Here is a 12,146-nt window from a genome sequence, read left to right as displayed (position 1 = left end):
CATGCCGAAAACACGCAAACCCACCCGCCAAAAACCAAGACGTCGAAAACCCGCACCAAAACTTCCCGAATCACTGAAAACGATTTGGCTCACTGGTGAAGCGGAGATCGACCTGCAAGCGGGAGGCGATGAAACCGACGAACCCAAGACGCCGACTTATCGCACGATCGTTTACAGCGGTGGACTGATGCGGCCGCGTTTGTCCGGTATCGGTTACTACGGCCGCGGCGTCGTGTTGGACTTGGCGGGCTGGAAATTCCAACCGGGACAAAGCGCGTGCAACTGGCAACACGATCGCACCGATCCCGTTGGCCACATTGAAAACCACCAAATCAACAATCGCGTGATCTGCGAAGGACCGCTCAGTGTCCCCGGCGAATCACGGGAAAAGATCGTCGCCGCTAGCCGCAACGGATACATCTGGCGGACCTCGGTCGAAGGCTCGCCCGACGAGACCAAGATCGAAGCAATTCAAGAGAACCAAATCGTCACCGTCAACGGTCGACGCATCAAAGGCCCTTTTCTACTCCTCCGAGCCGGTGTCTTTACCGGCTTCGGTTTCGTCACCACGGCCGGCGACACCAGCGCTCGCGCGTCGATCGCCGCCGAACTCTCTCCCATCGGAACGGATACCGAAATGCCTCCCACCTTCGAAGAATTCCTGGAAGCCTGCGGCGTCGATGCCGGCGAAATCTCTGCCGAACAAACCGCCAATTTGCAAGCGGCCTTCGACGCCCAGTATCCGGACGACTCCGACGGTAGCGGCGATTCGGGCCCTGCGCGGTCCAACCCCAAAACGCCCCAGCGCAAACCGGCCGACATCAAAGCCGGCAACGGCCCGGCACGCGTCGAAGCGCAGGACGACGAAATCGACCTGGTCGCTTCCCAGCGATCTGCCGTCGCCGCCGAACAGAAACGCATCAGCACGATCACACGATTGTGCGCCTTGCACAAAAGCCCAGAAATCACCGTCGACGGTGAATCGGTTGATCTGCTGGCACACGCGATCGAAACCGGCATGGAAGCCCAGGAAGTCGAATTGACCATCTATCGAAACAGCGCCCCCCGTGGTCCCGCAATCCACTCGCATTCGGGCGACGAAAACAGCACCGTCCACGCGATGACCGCCGCCTGCCTCCTAGAAGCCGGTCACAAGTTGGACTCAAAACACTTTCAGGACCCCGCCGCGATCGAAATGGGGATCCCCAAGGAATTGCGGGCTGGCTTGAATGACGATTCGCGTCAGAAAGCACTCGAAGCCGCACACGCCTACGGAACGGTCAGCCACAAACAACTGGCGATCGATGCCCTGCGTGCCGATGGCAAGCCGATCCCTCGCGGTGAAAGGGCGTTGATGGAAGCGGCCAGCAGCTCGGGAACCCTGCAAAAGGTTTACCAGGCTTCCGTAGGTGCATCGTTGTTGCTCGGCTACCGAGAAGCACCGGCAACGCTGCCGATGTGGACCGGCGTTGATGAAGTCGACGACTTCAAGGAAGTTCAACGTTTCCGCGAAGACATGCCCGAGGACCTGGCACACACGCCACGCAACGGACGCGCCGAACACACCACGATTGGCGCCGACTACGAAGCGATCGCCGTCGACATGTTCACACGCGAACAGGAGGTCGGCTACCACGATTGGAAAGACAACAACCTCGGCATCATCAACCGGATCCCCAAGCGAATGGGAACCGCAGCTTATCGCACCGAGGAAAAACTCGGCTATGCGACCCTGTTGTCAAACCCAACGATGCAATCGACGGGCCGTGCGTTGTTCAATTCGACCGACGGAACCGACTACGGATTAAAACCGTTGACGCACGACAACGCGGACTTTGCCGTCGCCGCGTTGATGAGCCAGACAATGGGCGAAGAAACGCTGGACTTCGAAGCCGGTTTTGCACTCCTGCCGACCCAGCTGTTGACCAAGGGCAAGCAGATCTATCAATCCGCGTCCATCGGTGAAGATGGGGGCGACGGCATCAAAAACGCAATCGCCGACTATGGCGTCCGTGCGGTGGGAAGCTCTCGACTCTCGGCCGGTGCCCGTCACCCGATGACCAAGGAATTCCAAACCGGTTCAGTCACGACGCACTACCTTGCCACCAACAGCGTCGAAGTCGCGGTCCGGGTCTATCAACGTGGTACAAGCCGCGCTCCGATGGTCCGCGTCTCACGACTGACCCAGGGCAGGTGGGGCTATCACTATGACGTGATGCACATTTTCGGATTCGCGTTCCTAGCGGCTCTCGGCATCATTCGTTTCCGCAGCGAAGCGTAGTGATCCGTCTAGAACAAAGATTTGGGTTCGACTCATCAGCCGACGGGCGTTAGCCCCGGTTAGCGAAACCGTGGCTAACGCCAATCGGCTAATCCTAATTTCAGATGCTGACGAAGCACCTGCCGGCCGCCGTTCTCTCCCTCCAGCAACTAGCAACTCACAACTCCAAAGCCAGCGATGAAAGAAGTCCTCAAATCCGAAATCGTCATCGATCGAAAGAAGATCAAACCCGGGACGCCCATCAGCCAATTGCCAGCTGGGACCGTCGCATCGCTGCGCATGGCAAACATGATCGCTATCGCTGGCGAATCAGATGAACCCCCGTCGGACGAAACCCCACCGGACGATGCCGGATCCGGCGAAGCAAACCCTCAGCCGACCGCACGAAAGACGACGTCGCGAAAGACGACGTCGGCGAAGACGAAGCGAAAGTCGACCAGCCGCAAATCGAAAACAGAGGCCAGCGAACCGCAGGCCGATCCGACCGCCGACGGAACGCCAGACGACGCGGATCCTGACAACGCCATCGCCGTCGACGCGTTGGGTCTCGATGATGAAACCACGGCCGCACTAACCGCGGGCGGAATTGAAACGCTGGGCGACATCCGCAAACACTTTGCCGATGCGGGCAACCTGGCCGACTTCCTTAGCGACGAACAAAACACTGCCGCGGTCGAATCCTTGGGACTGTAATTCATCGACCGCCCAACCTTTTGACAACCTCTCCTAATTCGGACGCCTGACCAATGATTGGAACCTTCCGCGAAAACGACGACTTTGAAGCGTTGATCACCCCGGCCGCAGACATCGCACCGGGCGAAGTCATCGAACTCGATGACGGACGCGCCGCGATCAACAACAGCAACAACACGCTAGTCTCCGGCAAACCGGCCAGAGTCCGGACCCAGGGGATTGTCGTCCTGCCGGCACCGTCCGCATTGGTCCTTGCCGACGGCGCCGCCGTGCACATCGCATCGGACACTGTCGCCGCAAGCGGCGGTTACAAGGTTGGCGCCGCACGCCGCGGCGGCAAAGCCAACGGCGAAACCGAAGTCTACGTCGCCCTCAACGCCTAATCGGCCACTCCTCACTACGGGCCTCTCTCCTCTCTCCTCTAGCAACTTGCCTCTAGCCTCTAGCCGCTCCATGCCACGCATCAAACCCGATCGCCTGATTCGACTTCGCCAGATTGAATCCCAGCTTGCCACCATCGCCAAAGACAGCTCCGCCTTGGCTAGCGAACGCAAGCAGATCCTGGCCGAAGCCCATGCGGACCTCGAATCCACTGGCAAAGACCAGGTCAAGCGAGGCAACTTTCGCTTGTGCTTCGAAGAGCAACCCGGGCGAGTCAAGTGGAAGGACGAATTCGTCCGCGTCAGCGGATCCGAAGCCGCCGCAAAGCTCGCCAACGAAGCCCCCAAAACCAAGAAGCTGAAAATCATCGACGCCAGCTAATCGCCGGCGTCCGCGAATCAGCGTCACAAGCTCTCACCTTTCCGTGTCTCGCTTTCATGACCGCGTCCGTGCCGGCTACGGCCGCACGGCCCAGCAATCCGAAGACCCGGCCGAATACCGTCGCGGCGACATCTTCGAATCAATCCAAGCCACGATCAGCGACCCAAAGACCCGTGGGTTTGACGACGACGGGTTCGCGATCCGGCACCAACAAACGCAAATCCTGATCCGACCGGTTTTTCTAACTCCGGTTTTCGAGAAAGCCAAAATCGGCGACCTCATCACCTTTCACACGCTCCAGCGACAATTCGTTGTCGTCGACGATCCGTCCACAAACACTTGCACGACCCCCAGTGATGCTTCGGCAGCGTTTCACAGGGTCCATGTGGACGAAATCGACTATCAGTGCTGAAACGCGATTTGATCCTGCCTTAGCTATCCCCGCCTACGATCGCTCATGCCCGCAATCGACGTCACCCTCGCCAAGGCAATGGTCACGTTGCTCGGCGATGCACCATTTAGCAACGCTCCATCAATCGTCTACGCACGCAACGCGTCCGTGGAAAAAACGTCGATCAACAAACCAACCATCTACGTCGATGGCAGCGTTGAACATGTCCGGATCGCTCGCGATCGCTGGGGCGTGATTCCCACACTGCGAATCATTGCCAACGCCCCACAAGGCAAACCCGGCGACGACGGGGATCCGGAAACCGAAGCAGAAAAGGACGCCTGGCTGGAATTCATCGACGATGAATTGCTCGCCTTGATTCGCAATCGAAAAGTCGACGGCCGCAAAGCCAAATCGATCCGGTTCATGCAGCGGCTCGGCTGGCGTCAGCTCAGGCAAGCCCTCGTTTTCCAAACTTCTTTTCTAGTCACTTATCCACTTTCCTAGCGAGCCAAAACGATGGGCGCACGAACCGGTCTTGATCTCGTCACTTACCTCGCCGATTCCGTCGGCACCCCCGTCTACGACAACCCTGTTGGCGTCATCAAAGATGAATCGATCGGCCTGTCCAAATCCTTGGCCGATGTCACCGACCGTCGATCAGACGGCTGGCGTTTGCAGAAACCGACGCTCAAGGAAGGGACGGTCACGATCACGATGACCTACGACCCAGACGACGCCGACTACCAGGAATTCCAAGAAGCGTTTTTCAACGACACGCAGGTCGTGCTGTTTTTGGCGGACGGTGACGCAACCGAAACCGGCACCTGGTACGGGCTGCTCGCCGCATTCGAGATCTCCAACTTCGGAAAAGAACGCCAAATGGAAGATGGCGTCGTCATTGACGTCGAACTCGTGCTCAATCTCGAAACCAGTAGCAACCTTGCCCCACGCTGGCATAGCGTCACTGTCGCCTAACTCTCCGCCCTCATCAGCCGCAATTCACCGGCAACAGCCCCCCCTCCTTCTCGCAACTCTCATGACTACCAAACGCATTTCGGCCAAGGTTCACGCCCACCTGCTTCGTGCCGCCGAGCGAAGCGTCCACAAGCACGAAGACGAAATGCTGGATAAGAAAATCCCCGTCAGTGCAAAAATCCTGCAGGAGCTCGGATTCGAGCTGACACCGGAAACCCAAGCCGCCCTGCAGGAACAAAGCAAGCAGCGTCCAATCCGTGGCCGTTCAAACGATGTCGTTCAACTCGTCGATTGCGCCGACTACTTGAACAAGCTCCAAGACTACAAACCCGACCCGCCACGTAAAGGCGGCATCAACCGAGCCGCCAAGCCCACTGGCAAATAGCCACGCGTTTCTCTTGTCGCTTCCCTCATCAGCCGCGGCCCCCTCCGCCACGCCTCTCGCAACATCCGCCCCCAATGAACTCTCCCACCACTGCCACCATCAACGGCTCGCAAATCAGCCTCGCCCTCACTGTCGGCCGAAAACATCTTGGTAAGCAAAACGGCACCGACCTTGGAAACTTGGAAAGCGGCATTCACCAGCAGATCTTCATGGACCCCGAAGTACTCTGCCAAGTCGTCTGGAACCACTACCAAGACCGCCTGCAGTCGATCGAGATCGAGAATTACGAACAGCTACAAGAGTCGATGGACGGACCAACATCACGCATCATTGAAGACGCAATGCGAGGCGCGATCATTGATTTTTTTCCGTGGGGGAAGCAGGTCCTGGACAAGATGGACCAGCTCATCGAAAAGGTGTTTCGCGAGAACCCCTCAAATCCATCTGGCCCGACGTCTGGCGACTTGCCGGACTCCTTGCAATCCTCCCCCACGAACTGACCTTCGGACAGCTCGTGTTGATGGCACACGAGCACGACAAAGCTGAATGGAATCGTGTTGCATCGATCATTGCCAAGGTCCATAACGCGATGTCCTCTAGCGGAGAACCGGTCCAGCCATCCGCCTGCACGCCTTACGGTGAATCCGGACGGCCGTCCGGAATGCCACTGCGCCGAGACAGCATTGGCATACTGCGAAAACTCGCAATGCGGGGACGGTGACCAATGTTTCGCGTCCGATCCAGCACGCGTGACAACACCGCGTCGGTAATGCGTAGCGTCGAAAAGTTCAAACACGACATCCTTGCGCAATTCGCACAGGACCTCGAAAGCGAAGCCAAAGCGATTCTCACCGAATCGGATTTCGCCTCATCTCCGGGACAACCTCCCAACATCCATTCGTCCGAGCCCAACCTCGAAACCTTTGACTCAATCATCGAAGGCGACACTGTCAAAGCCGGCCCCGTAGGTTTCCCCGGTAGCAGCATCACTCCTGCTCTGCCTGGGCTGCTCGAACGAGGTGGCGTCGCCACCGTTCGCCGGCGTTCACGCCAGACCGGACGCGTCATCACCCAAACCCGGCACATCGCCGCCCGGCCCTACATGGGGCCCGCCGCGGAAAGAGCGATCAGAAAGTTACACGCCCATGCCCGCCGAGGCATCAAGCGTTAATAGCAACTAGACACTCTCCACTTGCAAATCGAATGACCAATATCGACGCCGGCGGAGCAGTCTACACGCTCTCCCTCCAAGACGACCTCTCCCGCGAACTCCAAGCGGCGCTTAGTGAAGCAGTATCGGGAATAAAAAGTGTCACCGCACAAATCGACAAAGAGATCAAGGCGGTAGGCCAATCGATCCAAGATGTTGGGAAAAGCATTCGCAATTTGGGGGCCGGAGTGGGCCTTGCGGGCGCTGGGATCATCGGCGGTTTGGTGAACGCGACATTCGCCGCAGGTGATTTTGCCGAGACAGTTTCTAAGTTTGAAACTGTATTTTCGAGCCAGGTAACTGAGGTGAGAAAGTGGGGAAAAGCGTACGCGGATGAAGTAGGCAGAAGCGAAAAACAGCTCCTCAGCTTCCTTGCCCAATCCCAAGACACTTTAGTCCCATTGGGCTTTGATGAACGTCAAGCGACCGAGCTCTCCAAGACACTCTCAACGCTCGCGGTCGACCTGGCTTCATTCAATGACATGTCTGACACCGAAGCCTTCGAACGGTTGATGAGCGCGGTTGTCGGCAACACGGAAACGCTGCGCAAGTTCGGTGTGGTCGCCCAAGAGGCGGAGATTAAAGCGAAGGCCCTGCAGCTCGGATTCGACCCGACGAACCTCACCGCCTACCAAAAGGCGATGGCGATCATAGAAATCACCCTGGACGGAACGACAAAAGCTCAGGGAGATGCGACCCGCACGGCCGGCAGCTTCAACAACTCAATAAAACAGTTGAAGTCTGCATTCTCCGATTTGAAAACCGCCATTGGCAAGCCATTGCTGGGAATTGCAGCTGCTTTCGCGCAAGGGGCAGCGTCGATCGTCAAACAGTTCAGCTCGATCCTCGAACGCTTTCCTATCCTGGTCAAAGGACTGGCCTCGGTCGCGTTCGCGATGGGAGCGATCGGCGCGGCAGCCGGCGTTGTTGGTGTGGCGATCGCGGCGTTTGGGAAACTGATAGCCGGTGCGGGAATCATTGCCGTTGCCGCATCCCTGAAACTCAAGGGGCTGGAGTTCACGCTAAAAGCCCTCCTGGCAACATTGAAACTGTCAACAGCTTCATTTTCACTCAGCGCCGCACTAGGGAAAGCGACGGTTTCAGCAGCAACACTAACCGCGAAGCTGGGTTTGCTGTTGAAAACCTTAAGGACGATTAGCGTTACCGAAGCGTTCAAGGGGCTGGTCTCTGGGTCGAAATTCGCTGCGAAAGGGACCGTCACCGTCTTCAAGAATATGCGTGGTGCGATCGCAGGAATCTTTGGCGGCCTCAGCCGTTTACTTGGCAGTGTCGGAGGTCAACTTGCGAAAAGTCTCGTAACTCCGGCCGGAGCAGCCATCGCAGTGGTTGCCAGTGCTGCTGCTGTCGCAAAGCAGTATTACAAGGATCGGCTCGACTTCGAAAAGCGACTTAATTCAGGTGCGAAGGGACTCGAAGTCGAACGAGTCAAGGCACTCGCCAAAACCTATCGTGAAATGGGCAAAGAGGTACCAACCGATTTGTTCAAAACTCTGGACGTGAGCAAGGCAGTCCGAATCGACCCCAAGCCGCTTGTTGAGCTCACGCAAACCCAGCTGAACCTTGCAAACGAAATCCGAGGATTGAAGTCGCCGCTCGAAGCTTTCAAGGAACGCATCTCTGACGCGAAAACGCTACTCGAACGCGGCGAAATCAGCCAGGATCAGTTCGACGCGTTCAAAACGCAAGCGACGAAGGACTACCGAAGTGCTGACCCGCGGTTCCAAGCGATCGAGCAGTTAAGAACGCCGCTTGAGATTTTCAAAGCATCCGTCGCCGAAGCCAGGGAGCTGTTCCAAAACGACTCGAAGAATCTGAATCGAGCGTTGGTAGACGCAGCGGAAAAGTTTCGTGCAACGGATCCAGCAGCACAGGCCAAGCTGCAGTTGCGAACGCCTGCCGAAACTCTCCAAGCCGAAATCCGTAAAGCAAACCAACTTTTCAGGGACGATCCTGAATCAAGGTCGCGAGCGATCGAACAAGCCCGGAATCAATTCAAGGCAACCGACCCGGCCGAACAGTTCAAGGCTCAGCTGATGACGCCGGCCGAACGCTTTCGCGAGGCAGTCGAACGTGCTCGAAAATTGTTCGAAGATCAACCCGAGTACTTTAAGCGTGCGTTGGCGGCTGCTCGCAAAGAATTTGAAGCTTCCAAACCCAAACCGAAAGACGATCCCGCGGCAAAGGCCGCTCAGCAGATACGCGAATCTCTGAAATCCGATGCGCAGAAAGTTGCCGAGCAAATCGCCAAAGCAGCTCAACTTGTAAACGACGGAAAGCTCGGTCGCGACGAAGCTGCGGCCTACGCGAAACAGCTACGCGAGAACTTCCTCGGCGATGCCCCAGGCACTCCCGATCTCCAGCAATTCGCAACACGCAACGCCGCGATCGCGAGCAACGTCGGGTCCTTCGCCCCTACAGCTCGCGACGACAAATCCGACGAACGTGCCTTCCGGAAGAAGCAGCTCGAACTCAGCAAAAAGACCGCCGAGGAACTTCAACGCATTCGTCAGAAGCCGTTCGTCTTCACCTAACGGACTCCCATCTTGATCGCCCTTCGCCTCCTGCAACTCGCGAATCGCCTTTCCCATGACCATCACCATTGAACGCAAATGGAATGACATCAATGCGGTGGATGGTGTCTCTGACGCCGAGGACAATCTTGACGTCTCCTACCTGCTTCATGCAGACAATGATGAAGACGAACAGGACATTGTCACCTTCATCCAGAACGATGCCAACATTCCCTACGAGTACCTAGGACTCCAAAAAACTCGCGTTGGCTTCGGACGCCACGAAGACACCGAGGACTACTGGTCTGCAACTGCGAGCTACGCCAGCAAGGCGTCTGGGCTCGCCGTCGTCAAGTTGGCAGCCGGTCAATCGAGATGGTCTGTGATTGGTGGATCAGGGCAAACGGCGCGCCGCACATTTGCCAAAGCCCTCGTCTCCGAACATCACCCGACCGGTGCCTCTCGCCCGACACTTTCCGGGACCAAGGCCGAACTCGCTCTGGGCCTGACATACCGCGATGGAAAATACGAAATCGACGGTATCGACGTGCCGATCGGCTCGACCCAAGTGGCCGTCCAAACGGTGTGGAGCCATGCCAATGCAGTGACCGGAGGACGCGTCGTCGCAGCGGCCGAATATGCCGACATCCATGTGACAAACCTTGTCCCGTGGAATGGATTCGCGGCCGGCACGCTGCAAATCGAATCGATACAGTCCCGTCAGCGTGCCGGCGACGATCCTGATTGGGATGTCGATATGCTGTTCAACTTCTCTCGCAATCTAACCAACATCAACTTAGGAAGCGGGGTTGTCATTCCTTCTAAACTCGGGCACCAGGTTCTCGACATCCTTTATGCCCCCGAAACTGTCGGCGGATTCCCATGTTCGGTGATCAAGCGGGCTGCTGTGCTAGACGTCTTCGATTCGATCAGCTTCGCCAGCGTCTTCGGAATCTGATCAATGGACACGCAACCATCCCCGGGCGGCGACGCATCGGGAATTTTGGCCGCATCGCTGTGGCGTGACATCAAGGCAATGCTCGCTTGGTGGAAACGAAAGGGTTGGGAAGCATCGAATCGCCGATCGTCACGCGGTTCGATCATGATCAAGAACAACGCCGGTCGTGATGTTGGGGCCGGTGAATTCTTGCAACTCGAAAGCATGACACAACCAGCCGACAGCACGTTGGGCATCACCACCAACTACACGCCCATCATGTCCGCCACAACTCCCACCTGGCATTCAGCGATCGACAACATCGTGATCGCCGACAGTCCCGTGATCGATGGCGAGTACTTCCCTTATCAACCGCATCCATTCGGCATTGTCAAATGCAGTGGATCCAAGGGATCCGCATTGCGTTACGTCATGCCAGACCCCTCCGACCCTAAATACGCTATCCGCTGCAGCTCCGGACTCTACCGGATCCTTGGCTACGATGCCGTCAACGAATTCGCGATCGTCGATCTTGGCAAATCTCAATCGCGGTGGCGGTACAAGCTGACCGAAGACGCCCAGGTGTCCGGATCCACCGAAGCGAAACTCTACACCACCGACGGCGTCGAATTCAGCTCTACAACGATCATCCTATCGGACCCGCTCGGTGTGGGCGACGAAGACAGCATCGACTTCGAAGGCTATTGCAAGAACGCGGGCAACGAATTCCTCATTGCTTCCGGACCTTGCTAATGGCAAGACGCTGTTGTTGCGGCGACGTGATTTATGACCCCGCTTGTTCTGGCGGTTGCGGTTTTTGGCCACCGGGCGACTACTGCGCCGACTTCGTCACATCATTCGTCATCACATCCGGAACGCAAACCGTTGAAGCAACTAAGAACGGGACAACGATGCGAACGGCCGACGCCAGCACATTCGACATCCCGACCACCAATGGGATTTATCGGATCCAATACGATGACAGTGGGTTCATCACAAAGTGGATCATCAGTGGGCCAGGCATCACGGGCGAAGCCTTTATCGAAGTCAACAGCACCTGCGCCATCAGCGGCACCTTCAACGAGTACTCCGGCAAGTTCAGTGTGACGCTCAACTTCCAGGGTGAAAGGTGCCCCTCTTGCTGCCATGATCAACAGGTTGGCATTGGTTCCACACCATACCCGTGCCGGTTCAGCAACAGATCAATCTACGATGTCGAGATCGTAGTCAACGACGGCCGCAACCCACCGGGCTACCGCGTTTACTCGCAAGTCGCACCGACTGACTACGTCCCTGGCAATCCGTGCCGATGGTTTGTCAGGATCGCCTACACCGACCAATACGGCAATCCGCCGATCATCCCCGACCCGCCCGACCCGAGCACGACTTGGCTCATTGTCGCTTACTACAACTACGACACCGGCACATTTTTTCTCGAACAAAAGCTCAGTCCGAACCAAGGATCCTCCCCATACCAAGAGCTTACCACGCCACATAATCCCAGCGGACCTTGCGAAGGCGGTTATCGCGTCGATCCAGATCGAACCAACACCCTCTACGCGCACGGGCTTGATTGTGAAGAAGAATTCCCGCCACCGTGCGAGGATCCCGAATCGATGGGATCGCGAAAGCTGAAGCGTCGCCGAAAACCACGCCAGCGACAGCGAACAACGATGGCGCAGGATCTTCAAAAGGCGATCCCCGAAGCCTTCACCCGAGGCGGCTGCGCCTGCCAAGACGTCCTCGGGTTATTGTCAAACTACAGCATCGAACGAGCCGCGAAGAAAATCGACACGCTCACCAAACTCCTTTTCAAAGCGACCCAACTCCCCGGCCGCCCCGATCACATCGCCAAACTGACGATGCAAGATTGCCACCAACTTCTCGCAAAAGTTATCGCCAACGCCCAAGCAGCCCCTCGCTAAAAGCCCTGTCGCCCCGTCCCTACGGAGGGGCCCCTATGCTACCATGCCAAACC

The 12,146-nt window shown here is 57.2% G+C and carries 14 protein-coding genes; all 14 read left to right on the top strand.

Features of this window, described 5'->3' with window-relative positions; all coding sequences use genetic code 11:
• The first annotated feature begins 1 nt into the window (after position 1).
• The 14 genes from FYC48_RS08045 (at position 2) to FYC48_RS07980 (ending at position 12,093) form a co-directional block, all read left to right on the top strand.
• On the top strand, positions 2-2,281 hold the full coding sequence (locus tag FYC48_RS08045) for a phage major capsid protein (protein WP_149496199.1): 2,280 nt from the start codon (positions 2-4) through the stop codon (positions 2,279-2,281).
• A gap of 177 nt (positions 2,282-2,458) precedes the next feature.
• Complete coding sequence (locus FYC48_RS08040) at positions 2,459-2,974, top strand: hypothetical protein (protein WP_149496198.1); 516 nt, start codon at positions 2,459-2,461, stop codon at positions 2,972-2,974.
• A 53-nt stretch (positions 2,975-3,027) separates the two neighbouring features.
• Entirely contained in the window at positions 3,028-3,357 is a 330-nt protein-coding gene (locus tag FYC48_RS08035; protein ID WP_149496197.1) for a capsid cement protein, read from the top strand.
• A 70-nt stretch (positions 3,358-3,427) separates the two neighbouring features.
• Positions 3,428-3,736, top strand: coding sequence for a hypothetical protein (locus tag FYC48_RS08030; protein WP_149496196.1), 309 nt, complete (start codon positions 3,428-3,430; stop codon positions 3,734-3,736).
• A 43-nt stretch (positions 3,737-3,779) separates the two neighbouring features.
• Positions 3,780-4,148 (top strand): hypothetical protein, encoded by a 369-nt coding sequence (locus tag FYC48_RS08025; RefSeq protein ID WP_149496195.1) that lies wholly within the window; start codon positions 3,780-3,782, stop codon positions 4,146-4,148.
• A gap of 45 nt (positions 4,149-4,193) precedes the next feature.
• Positions 4,194-4,634, top strand: a complete 441-nt coding sequence (locus FYC48_RS08020) for a hypothetical protein (RefSeq protein ID WP_149496194.1) — start codon at positions 4,194-4,196, stop codon at positions 4,632-4,634.
• Positions 4,635-4,646: 12 nt separating this feature from the next.
• Positions 4,647-5,105 carry a hypothetical protein gene (locus FYC48_RS08015; RefSeq protein WP_149496193.1) on the top strand — a complete coding sequence of 153 codons (459 nt, stop codon included), beginning with the start codon at positions 4,647-4,649 and terminating at the stop codon, positions 5,103-5,105.
• 61 nt (positions 5,106-5,166) lie between these two features.
• Entirely contained in the window at positions 5,167-5,490 is a 324-nt protein-coding gene (locus tag FYC48_RS08010) for a hypothetical protein (protein WP_149496192.1), read from the top strand.
• A 74-nt stretch (positions 5,491-5,564) separates the two neighbouring features.
• Positions 5,565-5,990 (top strand): hypothetical protein, encoded by a 426-nt coding sequence (locus tag FYC48_RS08005; protein WP_149496191.1) that lies wholly within the window; start codon positions 5,565-5,567, stop codon positions 5,988-5,990.
• Between the two features lie 224 nt (positions 5,991-6,214).
• On the top strand, positions 6,215-6,661 hold the full coding sequence (locus tag FYC48_RS08000) for a hypothetical protein (RefSeq protein ID WP_149496190.1): 447 nt from the start codon (positions 6,215-6,217) through the stop codon (positions 6,659-6,661).
• 32 nt (positions 6,662-6,693) lie between these two features.
• Complete coding sequence (locus FYC48_RS07995; RefSeq protein ID WP_149496189.1) at positions 6,694-9,252, top strand: hypothetical protein; 2,559 nt, start codon at positions 6,694-6,696, stop codon at positions 9,250-9,252.
• A 55-nt stretch (positions 9,253-9,307) separates the two neighbouring features.
• On the top strand, positions 9,308-10,189 hold the full coding sequence (locus FYC48_RS07990; RefSeq protein ID WP_149496188.1) for a hypothetical protein: 882 nt from the start codon (positions 9,308-9,310) through the stop codon (positions 10,187-10,189).
• Positions 10,190-10,192: 3 nt separating this feature from the next.
• On the top strand, positions 10,193-10,921 hold the full coding sequence (locus FYC48_RS07985) for a hypothetical protein (protein WP_149496187.1): 729 nt from the start codon (positions 10,193-10,195) through the stop codon (positions 10,919-10,921).
• Positions 10,921-12,093 (top strand): hypothetical protein, encoded by a 1,173-nt coding sequence (locus FYC48_RS07980; protein WP_149496186.1) that lies wholly within the window; start codon positions 10,921-10,923, stop codon positions 12,091-12,093. The genes FYC48_RS07985 and FYC48_RS07980 overlap by 1 nt, the downstream gene beginning before the upstream one ends.
• Positions 12,094-12,146: the final 53 nt, after the last annotated feature.

The organism is Roseiconus lacunae (assembly GCF_008312935.1).
GTDB classification, from domain to species: Bacteria; Planctomycetota; Planctomycetia; order Pirellulales; family Pirellulaceae; genus Stieleria; species Stieleria lacunae.
Note: the sequence above shows the minus strand (reverse complement) of the source record. Positions and strands in the feature narration are given on the sequence as shown.